This window comes from Curtobacterium sp. MCLR17_036 (genome assembly GCF_003234445.2).
Taxonomy (GTDB): domain Bacteria; phylum Actinomycetota; class Actinomycetes; order Actinomycetales; family Microbacteriaceae; genus Curtobacterium.
In genome coordinates this window covers 3,436,675-3,453,151 of sequence record NZ_CP126269.1, presented here as the reverse complement: position 1 = coordinate 3,453,151, position 16,477 = coordinate 3,436,675, and the positions used below count along the sequence as shown (strand labels likewise).

General features: G+C 72.0%; 14 protein-coding genes. 12 read left to right on the top strand and 2 right to left on the bottom strand.

The annotated features are described in order from the left end of the window. The first annotated feature begins 8 nt into the window (after positions 1-8). The 7 genes from DEI99_RS16285 to DEI99_RS16255 all read left to right on the top strand — a co-directional run bounded on the left by DEI99_RS16285 (position 9) and on the right by DEI99_RS16255 (position 8,351). Positions 9-98, top strand: a complete 90-nt coding sequence (locus tag DEI99_RS16285) for a potassium-transporting ATPase subunit F (protein WP_017887940.1) — start codon at positions 9-11, stop codon at positions 96-98. Further along, positions 98-1,780: a potassium-transporting ATPase subunit KdpA gene (gene kdpA, locus DEI99_RS16280; RefSeq protein WP_111041609.1), complete on the top strand. Its 1,683-nt coding sequence runs from the start codon at positions 98-100 to the stop codon at positions 1,778-1,780. Before DEI99_RS16285 ends, kdpA begins: the two co-directional genes overlap by 1 nt. Further along, positions 1,777-3,873: a potassium-transporting ATPase subunit KdpB gene (gene kdpB / locus DEI99_RS16275; protein WP_111041608.1), complete on the top strand. Its 2,097-nt coding sequence runs from the start codon at positions 1,777-1,779 to the stop codon at positions 3,871-3,873. Before kdpA ends, kdpB begins: the two co-directional genes overlap by 4 nt. Positions 3,874-3,875: 2 nt before the next feature. Beyond that, positions 3,876-4,478, top strand: a complete 603-nt coding sequence (gene kdpC / locus DEI99_RS16270) for a potassium-transporting ATPase subunit KdpC (protein ID WP_111041607.1) — start codon at positions 3,876-3,878, stop codon at positions 4,476-4,478. A 109-nt stretch (positions 4,479-4,587) separates the two neighbouring features. Further along, entirely contained in the window at positions 4,588-7,080 is a 2,493-nt protein-coding gene (locus tag DEI99_RS16265; RefSeq protein ID WP_111041606.1) for an ATP-binding protein, read from the top strand. After that, complete coding sequence (locus tag DEI99_RS16260) at positions 7,077-7,760, top strand: response regulator (RefSeq protein ID WP_111041605.1); 684 nt, start codon at positions 7,077-7,079, stop codon at positions 7,758-7,760. Before DEI99_RS16265 ends, DEI99_RS16260 begins: the two co-directional genes overlap by 4 nt. A gap of 96 nt (positions 7,761-7,856) precedes the next feature. Continuing rightward, positions 7,857-8,351: a helix-turn-helix domain-containing protein gene (locus DEI99_RS16255; protein ID WP_111041604.1), complete on the top strand. Its 495-nt coding sequence runs from the start codon at positions 7,857-7,859 to the stop codon at positions 8,349-8,351. Here the strand turns inward: DEI99_RS16255 and DEI99_RS16250 are convergent. Next, positions 8,335-9,198: a helix-turn-helix transcriptional regulator gene (locus DEI99_RS16250; RefSeq protein ID WP_111041603.1), complete on the bottom strand. Its 864-nt coding sequence runs from the start codon at positions 9,196-9,198 to the stop codon at positions 8,335-8,337. The genes DEI99_RS16255 and DEI99_RS16250 overlap by 17 nt on opposite strands. A gap of 109 nt (positions 9,199-9,307) precedes the next feature. Here DEI99_RS16250 and hxlB point away from each other — a divergent pair, with 109 nt between their 5' ends. The 3 genes from hxlB to DEI99_RS16235 all read left to right on the top strand — a co-directional run bounded on the left by hxlB (position 9,308) and on the right by DEI99_RS16235 (position 11,363). Beyond that, positions 9,308-9,871 (top strand): 6-phospho-3-hexuloisomerase, encoded by a 564-nt coding sequence (hxlB, locus tag DEI99_RS16245; protein WP_284180890.1) that lies wholly within the window; start codon positions 9,308-9,310, stop codon positions 9,869-9,871. A gap of 11 nt (positions 9,872-9,882) precedes the next feature. Further along, the gene (gene hxlA, locus DEI99_RS16240) at positions 9,883-10,509 is read left to right on the top strand and encodes a 3-hexulose-6-phosphate synthase (protein WP_111041601.1); all 627 of its coding nucleotides are present in this window, start codon (positions 9,883-9,885) and stop codon (positions 10,507-10,509) included. 131 nt (positions 10,510-10,640) lie between these two features. Continuing rightward, positions 10,641-11,363, top strand: coding sequence for an alpha/beta hydrolase (locus tag DEI99_RS16235; protein ID WP_111041600.1), 723 nt, complete (start codon positions 10,641-10,643; stop codon positions 11,361-11,363). 45 nt (positions 11,364-11,408) lie between these two features. On the opposite strand, the gene DEI99_RS16230 is transcribed toward DEI99_RS16235, so the two are convergent. Next, positions 11,409-12,764, bottom strand: a complete 1,356-nt coding sequence (locus tag DEI99_RS16230) for an APC family permease (RefSeq protein ID WP_111041599.1) — start codon at positions 12,762-12,764, stop codon at positions 11,409-11,411. A gap of 203 nt (positions 12,765-12,967) precedes the next feature. On the opposite strand from DEI99_RS16230, the gene DEI99_RS16225 reads away from it, so the two are divergent. Together DEI99_RS16225 and DEI99_RS16220 are read left to right on the top strand one after the other, a co-directional pair. Further along, entirely contained in the window at positions 12,968-13,777 is an 810-nt protein-coding gene (locus tag DEI99_RS16225; protein WP_111041598.1) for an HAD family hydrolase, read from the top strand. Between the two features lie 33 nt (positions 13,778-13,810). Then, complete coding sequence (locus DEI99_RS16220; RefSeq protein ID WP_111041597.1) at positions 13,811-16,321, top strand: glycoside hydrolase family 65 protein; 2,511 nt, start codon at positions 13,811-13,813, stop codon at positions 16,319-16,321. The last annotated feature ends 156 nt before the right edge of the window (positions 16,322-16,477 follow it).

The following is a 16,477-nucleotide window of genomic DNA, read 5'->3' as shown; positions in this document are numbered from 1 at the left end:
GAACGGCTGTGATCGGCATCACCATCGCGGCCGCCGTCCTCGGCATCGCCGCTGTCGTGTACCTCGTCTGGGCGCTCGTGCGTCCTGAGCGCTTCTGATGGGCGCCGCAGACGTCTGGGCCGGCATCGTCCAGGTCGCGACGCTCGTCCTGCTGCTCGTCGTCGCCCACCGGCCGCTCGGCGACTGGATGGCGAAGGTCTTCACCCCCGTCCGGCACAACCGGGTCGAGCGCGGGGTCTACCGGCTGATCGGGGTCGACCCGGACGCCGAGCAGTCCTGGCCCGTGTACCTGCGGGGCGTGCTGCTCTTCAGCGTCGTCGGGCTCCTGCTCGTCTACCTGCTGCAGCGCATCCAGGTCGTGCTGCCCGGCGACCTCGGGCTGCCGGCCGTCGGACCCTCGCTCGCGTTCAACACCGCGGCGTCGTTCGTCGCGAACACGAACTGGCAGTCCTACTCGCCCGAGGTCACCGTCGGCTACGCCGTGCAGATGGGCGGCCTCGCGGTGCAGAACTTCCTGTCCGCCGCCGTCGGCCTCGCCGTCGCCGTCGCCCTGGTGCGCGGGTTCGCCCGTCGCGGGTCCGGCACGCTCGGCAACGTGTGGGTGGACGTCGTCCGCGGGCTCGGCCGACTGCTGCTGCCCGGGGCGTTCGTCTTCGCGATCGTGCTCGTCGCCGGTGGTGTCGTCCAGTCGTGGGGGAGCGGTACCGACGTCACCACGCTCGTCGGTGGCACGCAGCACATCCCGGACGGGTTCGTCGCCTCGCAGGAGGCGATCAAGGAACTCGGTACGAACGGTGGCGGGTACTTCAACGCGAACTCGGCGCACCCGTTCGAGAACCCGCAGGCGTGGACGAACCTCGTCGAGGTGTTCCTCATGCTCGTCATCCCCTTCTCGCTGCCCCGCACGTTCGGCCGGCTGGTCGGCGACGACCGCCAAGGCTCCGCGATCCTCGCCGTGATGGGCGCGATCTTCCTCGTGTCCTTGTCGGTGATGTCGATCGCCGAGCTCGCCGGTGGCGGCAGCGCGACCGCAGCGGCGGGCGGCGCGATGGAGGGCAAGGAGGTCCGCTTCGGCCTCCTCGGCTCGACGCTGTTCTCGACGGCGACGACCTCGACGTCGACCGGCGCGGTGAACGCCATGCACGACAGCTACACGCCGATCGGCGGCATGATGGCGCTCCTCAACATGATGCTCGGCGAGGTCACCCCCGGTGGCGTCGGCTCCGGCCTGTACGGCATGCTCGTGCTCGCCGTCATCACGGTGTTCATCGGCGGCCTGCTCGTCGGCCGCACGCCGGAGTACCTCGGCAAGAAGATCCGCGCGAAGGAGATGACCTTCGCGGCGCTGTACATCCTCGTCACGCCGACGCTCGTGCTCCTGGGCACCGGGCTCTCGCTCGTGATCCCCGGTGTCCGCGAACAGGTGCTCGGCACGTCGATCTACAACCCCGGCAACCACGGGCTGTCCGAGCTGCTCTACGCCTTCACCTCGGGTGCGAACAACAACGGATCCGCCTTCGGCGGGCTCACCGCGAACACCACGTGGATGAACTCCTCGCTCGGTGTCGTGATGCTGCTCGGCCGCTTCGTGCCGATGGCGTTCGTCCTGGCGCTTGCCGGGTCCCTCGCCGCCCAGGACCGGGTGCCGGAGACCGCCGGCACGCTGCCCACCCACCGCCCGCTGTTCATCGGGCTGCTCGGCGGCGTCGCCGTCATCGTCACCGCCCTCACCTACTTCCCGGTGCTCGCACTGGGCCCGCTCGCAGAAGGACTGTCATGACCTCCGTGACCACCGAGCCGGAACCGCGCACCGCCGTGGAGCCGACCACCCGCTCGTCCGCGTTCGGACCGCGCCAACTGGTGGCGGGCCTCCCGGGCGCCCTGCGGAAGCTCGATCCGCGACTCATGTGGCGGAACCCCGTCATGTTCATCGTCGAGGTCGGCGCGGCGCTGACGACGGCGGCCGCCGTCGTCGAGCCGTCCGCCTTCACGATCGCCATCGCCGTCTGGCTCTGGCTCACCGTCGTCTTCGCCAACCTGGCGGAGTCGGTGGCCGAGGGCCGCGGCAAGGCGCAGGCCGACACCCTGCGGAAGACCCGCTCGACCACGAGCGCCCGCCGGGTGCTCGGCTACGACCGGGCCGACGCTGCCGCCACCGGCAACGACACCGAGGAGGTCGCGTCCGTCGACCTGGCCAAGGGCGACGTCGTCGTGGTCGTGGCCGGCGAGGTCATCCCGGGTGACGGCGACGTCGTCGACGGCATCGCGTCGGTCGACGAGTCGGCCGTCACGGGGGAGTCCGCACCGGTCATCCGCGAGTCCGGCGGCGACCGCAGTGCCGTCACCGGCGGCACCCGGGTGCTGTCCGACCGGATCGTGGTGCGCATCACCTCGACGCCGGGTGAGACCTTCATCGACCGGATGATCCGCCTGGTCGAGGGCGCAGCACGGCAGAAGACGCCGAACGAGATCGCGCTGAACATCCTGCTCGCCTCGCTGTCGATCGTCTTCGTGATCGTCTGCCTGACGATGCAGCCCATCGCGGGCCTGGTCGGTGCGACCGTCAGCGTCCCGGTGCTCATCGCCCTGCTCGTCTGCCTCATCCCGACCACCATCGGCGCGCTGCTCTCCGCGATCGGCATCGCCGGCATGGACCGACTCGTGCAGCACAACGTGCTCGCCATGTCCGGCCGTGCGGTCGAGGCCGCCGGGGACATCACGACGCTGCTGCTCGACAAGACCGGCACGATCACCTACGGCAACCGACGGGCGTCCCGCGTGGTGCCGGTGCCGGGCGTGTCGACCGCCGAACTGCTCGAGGCGGCGGCGCTGTCGAGTGCCGCGGACAGCACCCCGGAAGGACGCTCGATCGTCGACCTGGCGCGCGAGGACGGGGTGGCCGTCGGTCTGCCGGACGGCGCCGTCGAGGTGCCGTTCACCGCGCAGACGCGCATGTCCGGTCTCGACCTGCCGGACGGGTCGCAGATCCGGAAGGGTGCCGCTGCTGCAGTGCTCGCCTGGGCTGACACCCCCGACGCCGGTGTGACGGCTGCGATCGACGCGACCGTCGCCGAGGTCTCCGACCAGGGCGGGACCCCGCTCGTGGTCGGCCGCCGCGACCCCGCGGGGACGGTCTCGCTGCTCGGCGTCGTGCACCTGAAGGACGTCGTCAAGGACGGCATGGCGTCGCGCTTCGCGTCGCTGCGCGAGATGGGCATCCGCACGGTGATGATCACCGGCGACAACCCCCGCACCGCGAAGGCCATCGCCGCCGAGGCGGGTGTCGACGACTTCCTCGCCGAGGCCACGCCGGAGGACAAGCTCGCGTACATCAAGCGCGAGCAGGAGGGCGGCAACCTCGTCGCGATGACCGGTGACGGCACGAACGACGCCCCGGCCCTGGCGCAGGCGGACGTCGGTGTCGCGATGAACACCGGCACGACGGCGGCGAAGGAGGCGGGCAACATGGTCGACCTCGACTCCGACCCGACCAAGCTCATCGACGTCGTCCGCATCGGCAAGCAGCTGCTCATCACCCGCGGCGCCCTGACCACCTTCTCCATCGCCAACGACGTCGCGAAGTACTTCGCGATCATCCCGGCGATGTTCCAGGCCGCGTTCCCCGGGCTCGCGGCGCTCAACGTCATGGGGCTGCACAGCCCCTCGTCCGCGATCCTGTCGGCGGTCGTCTTCAACGCGCTCGTCATCGTGGCGCTCATCCCGCTGTCCCTGCGCGGCGTGAAGTACCGCGCAGCCGCAGCGTCGTCGATCCTCGGCCGCAACCTGCTCGTCTACGGGCTCGGCGGCGTGGTCGTCCCCTTCATCGGCATCAAACTGATCGACCTCGTGGTCGGTCTCATCCCGGGGTTCTAGTCATGGCATCTGCACGTTCCACCGTCCGCTCCGCTGGTGTGGCGATCCGCCTCACCCTGCTCGCCACCGTCGTGCTCGGCGTGGTCTACCCGCTCGCCGTCTGGGGCGTCGGCCAGGCGGCGTTCCACGACCAGGCCAACGGCTCGATGGTCACGGACTCGTCCGGCGAGGTCGTCGGTTCCTCGTTGATCGGGCAGTCCTTCACGGGCGAGCAGGCCGATCGCTGGTTCCAGTCGCGGCCGTCCGCCGCCGGCGAGGACGGCTACGACGCCGGTGCGTCCTCCGGCTCGAACCTCGGGCCGAACAACCCGGACCTGCTCGAGGCCGTCGAGGAGCGTCGTGCGGCCCTGGCTGCGGCCGACGGCGTCCCGGCATCGCGGGTGCCGGCAGACGCCGTGACCGCGTCGGGCTCGGGCCTCGACCCGGACATCAGCCCGGAGTACGCGGCGCAGCAGGTGTCGCGGGTGGCTGCGGCGCGGGGCCTGTCGGAGGACACGGTGCGGGCGCTCGTGGCCGCGAACACCGAGTCGCGGCAGCTCGGGTTCCTCGGCGAGCCGGTCGTGAACGTCCTCGCGCTCAACCTGGCGCTGGCGAAGGCGTCCTGACGGTGCCCGTGAACCAGGTTCCGGACACGACACCGCGGAGGAGCGTGGTGCCGTGTCCGGAACCTGGTTCCGGCACCCGCTGCGAGGCCCGACGCGAGAGGATGAGCACGTGAAGCGCGGCAAGCTGCGGGTCCTGCTCGGTGCGGCGCCCGGCGTCGGCAAGACGTACACGATGCTCGAAGAGGGGCGTCGCCTGCTCGACGAGGGACGCGACGTGGTCGTGGCCGTCGTCGAGACGCACGAGCGCGCCGCCACCGCAGCCCTGGTGGACGGGCTCGAGGTCGTGCCCCGCCGCACCGTCTCGCACCGCGGGGTGGAGCTCGACGACCTCGACCTCGACGCCGTCCTCGCCCGGGCCCCCGAGATCGCCCTCGTCGACGAGCTCGCGCACACGAACGCCCCCGGGGGGCGCCACGACAAGCGCTGGCAGGACGTCGAGGCGCTCCTCGCCGCCGGGATCTCGGTGGTGAGCACCGTCAACGTGCAGCACATGCAGTCCCTCGGCGACGTCGTCCGCGAGATCACCGGCACCGTGCAGCGCGAGACCGTCCCCGACGCCGTGGTGCGTGCGGCCGACCAGATCGAGGTCGTGGACCTCGCCCCGGCGGCCCTGCGGGAGCGGTTGTCCGACGGGCTCGTGTACCCGGCGGCCCGGATCGACGCGGCGCTGTCGAACTACTTCCGGCTCGGCAACCTCACCGCCCTGCGCGAGATCGCCCTGCTCTGGCTCGCCGACGAGGTCGACGACGCGCTCAAGGCCTACCGCGCCGAGCACGGCATCGAGCACCGGTGGGAGACCCGCGAGCGCGTGCTCGTCGCCCTGACCGGCGGCCCCGAGGGCGAGACCCTGCTGCGCCGCGGGGCCCGGATCGCCGCCCGCAGCGCCGGTGGGGAGCTCGCCGCCGTGCACGTCACGACGAACGACGGCCTGCGCGAGCGGCACCCCGGCGCGCTCGGCACCCAGCGCACCCTGCTCGAGCAGCTCGGTGGCACGTACCACCAGGTCGTCGGCGACGACGTGCCGAGCACGCTCGTGCGCTTCGCGCGCTCGATCGACGCCACCCAGATCGTGATCGGCGTGAGTCGCCGCAGTCGTCTGGCGGCAGCCATGACCGGTCCGGGGATCGGCAACACCGTGATCCGCGAGTCCGGCGACATCGACGTGCACGTCGTCACGCACGAGCGCGCCGGCGGCGGGATCGCCCTGCCGAAGCTCGGCGGCAGCCTGTCGCGTGGCCGGGTGGTCGCCGCGTTCGTGCTGTCCCTGCTGCTCGGGCCGCTGCTCACGTGGGCGCTGTCGTTCGGCAGCGACCCGGACGCCATCACCGTCGACGTGCTCGCGTACCAGCTGCTCGTGCTCGTCGTCGCGCTCGTCGGCGGCATGTGGCCGGCGGTCTTCGCCGCAGTGCTGTCCGGGCTGAGCCTCGACTACTTCTTCGTGCAACCCCTCTACATGGTCACCGTCCAGCAGCCGTGGCACCTCTTCGCCCTGGTGATGTACGTGATCAGCGCGGTGCTCGTCAGCTTCGTGGTCGACCGGTCGGCCCGCCGTTCCCGTGCGGCACGCCGGGCGTCCGCCGAGTCGGGCCTGCTCATGGGCATCGCGGGCAGCGTGCTCCGCGGCGACGACGCCCTGCAGGCCCTGCTCGACCGCACCCGCGAGGCCTTCGGCTTCGCCGGTGTCCGGATCCGCCAGGGCGACGAGGTGCCGGCCACGTCCGGGACGTTCGGTGCGACGCCGGACGCGACCACGAGCCTCCCGTCCGGCGCCGTCCTGGAGTTCGCGGGCGCGCCCGACGACCCGACCCAGCGCCGGCTGCTGCGGGTCGTCGAGCAGCAGCTCGACGCCGCCGTCGAGCACCGCGAGCTGACGCGCACCGCCGTCGGTGCCGAGCGCATCGCCGCCGCCGACCGTGTCCGCAGCGCCCTGCTCGCGGCCGTCGGTCACGACGTGCGCCGCCCGATCGCGGCGGCCTCCGCCGCCGTGCAGACCCTCCGTGCGCCCGACATCGACCTGTCGCGCTCCGACCGGGAGGCCCTGCTCGCGACCGCCGACGAGAGCCTCGGTCAGCTGGCGGTGCTGTTGGCCGACCTGTTGGACGTCAGCCGCGTGCAGGCCGGTGTGCTCGCGGTCGCCCCCGCGTCGATCGCGCTCGAGACGGTGGTCGCCCCCGCACTCGACGAGCTCGAGCTCGGCCCCGACGACGTCGACCTCGACCTGCCCGCCGACCTGCCGCCGGTGCTCGCGGACCCAGTCCTGCTGCAGCGGGTCGTCGTGAACCTGCTCGCGAACGCCGTCCGCTACGCGCCGGAGGGCACCCACGTCCGGGTCGGTGCGAGCGCCTTCGCCGGTGGGGTGGAGCTCCGCGTCGCCGACCACGGCCCCGGGATCCCCGAGGACCGCCGCGGCGAGGTCTTCCAGCCGTTCCAACGCCTCGGCGACACCGACAACGACACCGGCCTCGGCCTCGGACTGGCGCTCGCCCGCGGCTTCACGGAGGGGATGGGCGGCACGATCGAGGTCGACGACACCCCGGGCGGTGGCCTCACCGTCGTGGTGCGCCTGCCGATCGCGGGGCACGTGGGAGTGGAGATCCGATGAAGGTCCTGATCGCGGACGACGACGCCCAGCTCGTGCGGGCGCTCGCCGTGACGCTCGCCGCGCGCGGGTACGACGTCGTCACCGCCAGGGACGGTCGCGAGGCGATCGACGCCGTCATCACCGAGCGTCCCGACCTCGTGCTGCTCGACCTCGGCATGCCCCGGCTCGACGGGATCGGGGTGCTCGAGGGCGTGCGGGCCTGGTCGCAGGTGCCGGTCCTCGTGCTCTCCGGGCGGACCGACTCGTCCGACAAGGTCGACGCACTCGACGCCGGTGCCGACGACTACGTGACGAAGCCGTTCCAGATGGACGAGCTGCTCGCCCGGCTCCGCGCGCTCGGGCGGCGCCGGGTGGTGGCGTCCGAGGAGACCCCGACGATCGCGATCGGTCCGCTGCTGGTCGACCTCGTCGCGAAGCAGGTGACCCCGGCCGAGGGTCCGGCGATCCGGCTGACCCCGACCGAGTGGCGTCTGCTCGAGGTCCTCGTGACGAACCCGGACCGGCTGATGACCCGCGAGATGCTCCTGACCGAGGTCTGGGGTCCGACGCACGGCAACGACTCCGGGTACCTGCGGCTCTACATGGCGCAGCTGCGCCGGAAGCTCGAGCCCGACCCCGCGCACCCCCGCTACCTGGTGACCGAGTCGGGCATGGGGTACCGGTTCGCGCCCGGAACGTAGGCAACCGCCGCTGTCGGGGGCCTGGCGGGGAACTGTCGTGTCGGTGGCGGGTCCCTGTCGTGGTGCGCCGTTCCGCGATTCCCTACTGTTCAGGACATGAACGAGATGCGGATCGGGGAACTCCGACGACTGCGGGGCTGGACCCAGGAACGACTGGCCGAGACCAGCGGCATCGCCGTGCGCACGGTGCAACGGATGGAGAGCGGCAACGACGCGAGCCTCGAGTCGCTGTCCGCCGTGGCCGCCGCGCTCGAGGTCCCCGTGCGCGACCTGTTCGTCACCGAGGAACCGGCGACGCTCGAACCGGGCGTCCGCGGCCTCGACGAGCGGGTAGAGCGGCAGCAGACCCAGCGTGAGGCGGTGACCCGCGGGTGGCGGTACCTGTACTCCGGACTCGGCATCGTCGTGACGCTCGGCACCCTGGCGCTCATCGGTTCGGACGTCTGGGCCGGTGCGGCGATCTTCGTGATCCCCGTCTACTGGGCGGGTGGGCGGCTGCTCTCGCAGTTCCTCATGGCGACGGTCGTCGAGCCGTCGCTCGACCGCCGGTACCCGTTGTCGCGGTCGACCCGGGTCACGCGCGGGAGCTGAACGCGGCGAGCTCCGCCCGGGTCCGGGCGCCGTGCTTCCGGAGCAGGTTCGCCACGTGGTACTTCACGGTGTTGACGCTGATGCCGAGACCGTCGGCGATCTCCCGGTTGCCGACGCCCGTCGCCACGAGCCGGAGCACGTCGCGCTCGCGCGGGGTGAGGTCGTCGTCGTCGACCGCGTCCACCTCGGTCGGGCGGGGGTCGAGCGGCAGCGTGATGTCGAGCACCGACCCCCAGCCGGGCGTGCTCGCGACGCGCACCGTCCCGTCGAGGGTGACGACCCGTTCGGCGATCGGCCGCACGGCGTCGTCGTGGACGTCGAGCGTGCCGGAGCCGTCGTCGCGGAGCTGCATGAGCAGGTTCCGGCCGTCGCAGTCCCACTGGATGCGCACCCGCTTCGCCGCACCGTCGTCGACCAGGGCGAGCACCGCGGTCCGGACGATCGCCCGGGCGGCGTGCGCGACGTCGCCGGGCAGCGCACGACCGGTCGTCGGCGGTTCGACGAACTGCACGTCGAGGTCGCCGAAGCGCACGAGCGGCCGCAGGTCGGCGCGCAACCGCGAGAACGCGCCGGTGACGGGTTCGAGCAGGGTGCTCCGCTGCTGGTCGGTGACGGTGCGCAGGTCGACGAGGGCCGCCGACGCGATCTCGACTGCCTCGGCCCGGGCGGCGGCGTCGGTGACCCGCGACGAGCGGAGCACGGCGAGGACCGACTCCAGGGTGAGGGCGTGCCGGTCCGCCTGCTCGGCGACGGTCCGGGCGTGCTCGGCGGCGGCGAGCCGGATGGCGGAGCCGCCCCGGGCCTCCTGGGCCTGCCGGGCGTCCTGGGTGTCGACCGGAGCGTCCATGCTGCCGAACCTACCCGTCCCACCCGAGCGGGCAGGCCCACCCGATGGGGTGGGGACCCCGCCGGGGCGGGTAGCAGTGCCGGACGTCCGTCGCCGGGAGGATCGACGCATGGCAGCAACCACCGTCTCCGCAGCGCTCGACCTCGCGGACGACGAGGTCGGCGACCTGGCGGCCCGACTCGACGACGCCCCGGCGCAGCGCGCACTCGACCTGGTCGAGGGCTCCGACCGGGTGTTCGTGCACGGCGCAGGGCGCTCCGGCCTCGCCCTCCGGATGACCGCGATGCGCCTCATGCACCTCGGGCTCGACGCGCACGTCGTCGGCGAGGTCACCACCCCGGCAATCCGACCCGGTGACCTGCTGCTCGTCGCGAGCGGCTCCGGGACGACCACCGGCATCGTGCAGGCGGCGCGCACCGCGCACGAGGTCGGGGCGTCCGTCGTGGCGCTCTCGACCACCGACGACTCCCCGCTCGCCGAGCTGGCGGACGTCACGATCGTGCTGCCCGCCGCGACGAAGACCGACCGCTCCGGCACGGCCTCGGCCCAGTACGCCGGCAGCCTCTTCGAACAGGCCGTCGCCCTGGTGGGCGACGCCGTGTTCCACGCCCTGTGGGCCCGAGGCGGGCAGTCCGCCGACGACCTCTGGCCCCGTCACGCCAACCTCGAATGAAAGGCATCCCCATGCAGCTCCAGTTCGCCATGGACACCCTGACCACCGAAGCCGCCCTCGAGCTCGCCGCCGCGGCCGCGCCGCACGTCGACGTCCTCGAGCTCGGCACGCCCCTGATCAAGAGCGCCGGCCTGTCCGCCGTCACCGCGATCAAGGAGGCGCACCCCGACAAGATCGTGTTCGCCGACCTCAAGACCATGGACGCCGGTGAGCTCGAGGCCGACATCGCCTTCTCGGCTGGCGCCGACCTGGTCACCGTCCTCGGTGTCGCCGGCGACTCGACGATCGTCGGTGCCGTCAAGGCCGCGAAGCAGCACGGCAAGGGCATCGTCGTCGACCTGATCGGCGTCTCGGACAAGGCCGCCCGTGCCCGCGAGGTCGTCGCGCTCGGCGCCGAGTTCGTCGAGGTCCACGCCGGGCTCGACGAGCAGGCGGAAGAGGGCTTCACGTTCTCGACCCTGCTCGACGCCGGCAAGGAGTCGGGCGTCCCGTTCTCGATCGCTGGCGGCGTGAACGCGTCCTCGGTCGCCTCGGTGCAGCAGGCCGGTGCCCGCATCGCCGTCGCCGGCAGCGCGATCTACAGCGCGTCGGACGTCGGTGCCGCCGCCGCCGAGATCCGCGCCGCGATCACCGAGTAGCGCGTCCCGGTCGCCCGGTCGCCCGCCCCGGGCGACATCGTGAGCAGGAATGGTCGGGTGTGCACGTCGCACCCGACCATTCCTGCTCACGAAGCGAACGCCGCCGGCCCGCCGCGCCGTACGGTGGCCCCATGAACCGAGCACTGCGCGTGACCACCTGGACCGTCGCGGTGCTCGTGCTGCTCGCAGTGGTGTTCCTGGTGTGGGCGCACACCGTCATGGAGGGCACCCGCAGTGCCGCACTGCAGGTCTGGCGCGACGACCGGGTCGCCGTCCGGGACGCCGGCGACTCGGTGGTGATGACCCCGACCGGCCAGGCCGACGGGGTCGGCATCGTCTTCATCCCCGGCGCGAAGGTCGATCCCTATGCCTACATGGCGACCTTCCGGCAGGTGGTCGCGAACGGCACGACCGTCGTCATCACGAAGCCGACGCTCAACCTCGCGTTCTTCGACGCGCGTCCGCTCACCACGTTCCAGGCGCACGCCCCCTCGGTCGCCCGCTGGGCGGTCGGTGGGCACTCCCTCGGCGGGGTCCGTGCGTGCCAACTCGCGCAGGACGCCGACGGCCTGCTGCTGCTCGGCAGCTACTGCGCGAACGACGTCAGCCGCTCGTACATCGACGTGCTCAGCGTCTCCGGGTCCCGCGACGGGCTGTCGACCCCCGCGAAGGTCGACGCCGCGCGGCACCTGCTGCCGTCGACCGCCACCATGACCGAGGTCCAGGGGGCGAACCACGCCGACTTCGGTGCCTACGGCGACCAGCCGGGCGACGGGACGGCGACCATCAGCGGTGCTGGTGCCCGCCAGCAGATCGCGGACGCGATCGGTGCCTGGGTGCGCGACCTGCGCTGACCACGCACGCGGACGATCTGCCTGGAGGCCCGTGGTGCGTGCCGGTCAGCGGATCACGCCCGCCTCGTGGTCGCGTCCGGAACGGCGCCCGGTGAACCGGGCGACGAAGTACAGCACCACGCCGACGGCGAGCAGCACCGCGGCGTAGAGCCAGACCTGACCGCTCTGCTGCGTCAGCAGCAGGATGCACGACAGGACGCCGAGCACCGGCACGACGGTCCAGACCCGGAAGTGGTCGTGTTCGACGCGGTCGCGGCGGAGCACCAGGACGGCGACGTTCGTGCTGATGAACACGAAGAGCAGCAGGAGCACGACGGTCTCGGCCAGGACGCCGACGTCCCCGACCAGGGTGAGGAGCATCGCGACGACGGTCGTGGCGACGATTGCCGTCCACGGGGTCTTCCGGTTCGGCAGGACCTTCGCGAGCAGCGCGGGCAGCAGACGCTGCTCGGCCATGCCGTACGTCACGCGGCTCGCCATGATCATCGTCAGCAGGGCGCCGTTCGCGACGGCGACCAGGGCGATGAGGCTGAACACCCAGTCCGGGATCGGCACGCCGGTGGCCGAGACGACCGCGAGCAGCGGACCGCTCGACTCGGTCAGCTCCGAGGCCGGCAGGGCGATCGCGCTGGCGAGGGCGACGAGCACGTAGACGACGCCGGCCGTGGCGAGGGCACCGAACAGGGCCTTCGGGTAGACCCGACGGGGTTCGCGGACCTCCTCCGCGATGTTCGCGGAGGTCTCGAAGCCGACGAACGAGTAGTAGGCGACGATCGCGGCACTCAGCGTCGCCAGTGCCGGGTTCGCCTCGGCCGGGAACGCGCCGATCCGCGAGACGTCGCCGCCGCCGCCGCCGAGCATCACGGCCACGACGACGATCACGATGACGAGGCCGGAGACCTCGATGATCGTCATGACGACGTTGCTCTTCAGCGAGTCGGAGATGCCGCGGGCGTTCAGGCAGGCGATCAGGGCGAGGAAGACGATCGCGGTCGGCACCGGCGGCAGGTCGACGAAGGTGCCGAGGTAGTCGCCGGCGAAGGCGAGCGACAGGCCGGCGGCACTCGTGACGCCGGCGGCGAGCATGCTGAAGCCGACCAGGAACGAGACGATGGGCGTCTTGTAGGCCCGCTCGGCGAAGACGGCGGCGCCGCCGGCCTTCGGGTACTTCGTCACGAGTTCGGCGTACGAGCCCGCGGTGAGCAGGGCCAGCAGGAGCGCGAGCACGAGCGGTGCCCAGAGCGCACCGCCGACGTCCTTCGCCAGGGTCCCCATCAGGGCGTAGATGCCGGCGCCGAGGACGTCACCGAGGATGAAGAGGAACAGCAGGGGGCCGGTGATCGCCTGGCGGAGCTTCGAGCCCCCGCCGTCGTGGGGCGCGGCCGTGGTGTCGCTGGTCATGGTGGTGCCTTCCGTCCCGGGACAGCGTGCCGGTCCGGCCATCGGTGGACGCACAGGAGAGCCGGTGGACGCGGCACTCCTCCACATCGAGCCGGGCCACCAGTGCGCTCCACAGGCTGTCGAGCCGCCTGAACGTGCCGTCTGGAGCGGTCCTAGACTCGTCGGGAGCCACACGTCCACCACCAGTCCCCGGAGGACCGCAGATGACGACGCAGGACCAGCGCACGCCCGCGCGACTCGGAGACCAGCGAGCGCTCCTGTTCGACCTGGACGGGGTCCTCACCCCGACCGCCGACGTGCACATGCGCGCGTGGAGCCGCCTGTTCACGCCGTACCTCGCCGCGCACGGAGCCGACCCGTACACGGAGCAGGACTACTTCGCGCACATCGACGGCAAGCCGCGGTACGACGGCGTGCGGTCGCTGCTGGCCTCGCGCGGCATCGAGCTGCCCGAGGGCACCCCGGACGACGACCCCGAGGCGGACACCGTGTGCGGCCTCGGCAACCGCAAGAACGCCGAGTTCACGGCCGAGCTCGACGAGCACGGGGTCGAGCCGTACCCCGGCTCGCTCGCGTTCCTCACCGCCGCGATCGCGGCCGGGCTCGACGTCGCGGTCGTCTCCAGCTCCGCGAACGCCACCTCGGTGCTCCGGACCGCCGGCATCCTCGATCGGTTCCCGGTCGTCGTCGACGGTCTCGTCGCGCGCCAGGACGGCCTCGCCGGCAAGCCCGCCCCCGACACCTACCTCGACGCCGCGAGCCGGTTCGGGCGCACCGCGGCCGAGTGCGTCGTGGTCGAGGACGCCACCAGCGGGGTCGAGGCGGGCCGCAACGGCGCCTTCGGGCTCGTCGTCGGCGTCGACCGCGGTGCCGGCGCCGACGCGCTCCGCGAGCACGGGGCCGACGTCGTCGTGACCGACCTCGCCGACCTCCTCGCCGACCTGCCCCGACCGGCCGCCAGCACGACGGAGGCCGACGGTCGGGGGCGAGCCGCGCCTCCCGTCCGCCCCTGACGTCCCACCCACCCTTCCCTGCCACGGAGCCCCATGAACCCCATCACCTCGGACCCGCTCGACCGCGTCCGCTACCCGATCGACGAGTGGGCGCTGGTCGAGACGGAGTACGCGCCCGACGAACAGGGCGTCGCCGAGACGAACTTCGCCGTGGGCAACGGGTACCTCGGGCTGCGCGGCAACCTCGACGAGGGCCGTGGCGGCGTGCAGTACGGCACGTACATCAACGGCTTCCACGAGACCTGGCCGATCCGGCACGCCGAGGACGCCTTCGGCTTCGCGAAGACCGGCCAGACGATCATCAACGCCCCTGACGCGAAGGTCATCCGGCTGTACGTCGACGACGAGCCGCTCGTCCTGGCCGAGGCGGACATCCTGCGGCACACGCGTCGGCTCGAGTTCCGCGGCGGGTACCTGTTCCGCGAGACCGAGTGGTCGACCCCGTCCGGCAAGCGCGTGCTCATCCGCTCGCGCCGCCTGGTGTCCTTCACCGACCGGCACCTGGCGGTCATCGACTACGAGGTCACCGTGCTCGACGCCGACGCGTCGATCCTGCTCTCGAGCCAGATCCTCAACCGGCAGGACGTGCAGGACGAGTACCACGCCGGCATGCGGGCGGCGGCGAGCGCCTTCGACCCGCGCAAGGCCGAGTCCTTCACCGAGCGGGTGCTCGAGCCGAAGCTGAAGCGGAGCACCGGCGGGCGGTCGCTGCTCGGGTACCAGGCGTCGAGCTCCGGCATGACGGTGTGCGTCGGCGTCGAGCACCACCTGGAGACCGAGAACAACTGGGACGAGTCCTCGTCGATCGACGACGACCTCGCGAAGCACGTCTACCGTGTGCAGGCCCGTGCCGGACAGCCGATCCGGCTCGTGAAGCACATCGTCTACCACACGTCGCGCGGCGTCCCGGTGCGGGAGCTCGCGGACCGCTGCGACCGCACGCTCGACCGGGCCCACGCCGAGAACATCGACGAGACCTTCGAGAAGCAGCGCACCTGGCTCGACGACTACTGGGTGCGCACCGACGTCGAGATCGCCGGCCAGCCGGCCATCCAGCAGGCGGTCCGGTGGAACCTCTTCCAGCTCGCCCAGGCCACGGCGCGGACCGACGGACACGGCATCGCCGCCAAGGGCGTGACGGGCTCCGGCTACGGCGGGCACTACTTCTGGGACATGGAGATCTACGTCCTGCCGTTCCTGTCGTACACGGCACCGGTCGTGGCGCGGAACGCCCTGCGCTTCCGCTACAACATGCTCGACCCCGCCCGGGCCCGGGCCCGGGAGCTCAACCAGCGGGGCGCGCTGTTCCCCTGGCGGACGATCAACGGCGAGGAGTCGAGCGCCTACTACGCCGCCGGTACCGCGCAGTACCACATCGACGCGGACATCGCGCACGCGCTCATGCAGTACGTCCGGGCCTCGGGCGACACCGAGTTCCTCAAGCGCGGGGCGATCGACATCCTCGTCGAGACCGCCCGGCTCTGGTCGGACCTCGGCTTCTGGCGGTCGAACGGCGACCGGAAGTTCCACATCGACGGCGTCACCGGTCCCGACGAGTACACGACCGTCGTCGACGACAACCTCTACACGAACGTGATGGCGCGGGCGAACCTGTGGTTCGCCGTGAACGCCTGCCGCGAACTCGCCACCGACGACCCCGAGGAGTACGACCGCATGGTCCGCCGGACGGGCCTGCATCCGGACGAGGTCCGCGAGTGGGAGCACGCCGCCGAGTCGATGGAGATCCCGTTCGACCCGCACCGCGGGATCCACCCGCAGGACGCCCAGTTCCTCGACAAGGAGCTCTGGGACCTCGAGAACACACCGGAGTCGAAGCGGCCGCTGCTGCTGCACTACCACCCGCTGGTGATCTACCGGTTCCAGGTGCTCAAGCAGGCCGACGTCGTGCTGGCCCTGTTCCTGCAGGGGCACGAGTTCACGGCGGCCGAGAAGCGCCGGGACTTCGACTACTACGACGCGCTCACCACCGGCGACTCCACGTTGTCGGCGGTGGTGCAGTCGATCATGGCGGCCGAGGTCGGCTACCACGACCTGGCCGACCAGTACTTCCAGACGGCGCTCTACGTCGACCTGGCGGACCTGCACGGCAACACCTCGGACGGCGTGCACATCGCGTCGACCGGCGGGATCTGGGGCGCGCTCGTCAACGGCTTCGGCGGCATGCGCGACCACGGCGGTCGGATGACCTTCAACCCGCGCCTGCCGCGGCACTGGGAGCGTCTGACCTTCCGCATCACGGTGCGGGGGTCGCGGGTCCGGGTCGAGCTCGACGAGTCCGCCCTGACCTTCACGGTGGAGACCGGCGAGGGCTTCACGGCGTGGGTGCACAACCAGCAGTGGGACATCGTCGCCGGTGCCCCGACGGTCGTGCCGCTCCCGCACCAGGGGCCGCGCATGACGGGGCACGCGCCGACGACGAGCGACATCCAGGGCACGCTGCGGGCGGACGGGTCGGTCGTCACGGCGTCGATCCCGACGATCTCCCTCGAGCGCGACTTCGACGTCGACGAGACGACCGCGTAAGCCCACCCGCCGGCCGCCTGCCGCCGGCCACTGAGGTCGCACTCCGCCCCGGTTCCGCTGAGCGGTACCGGGGCGGAGTGCGACCTCAGCGCGAGGTGTGCACCTCCGAACGTGTCCAGGCGGTCCCGGGCACCGTGGTCCGACGTGCCCCGACGG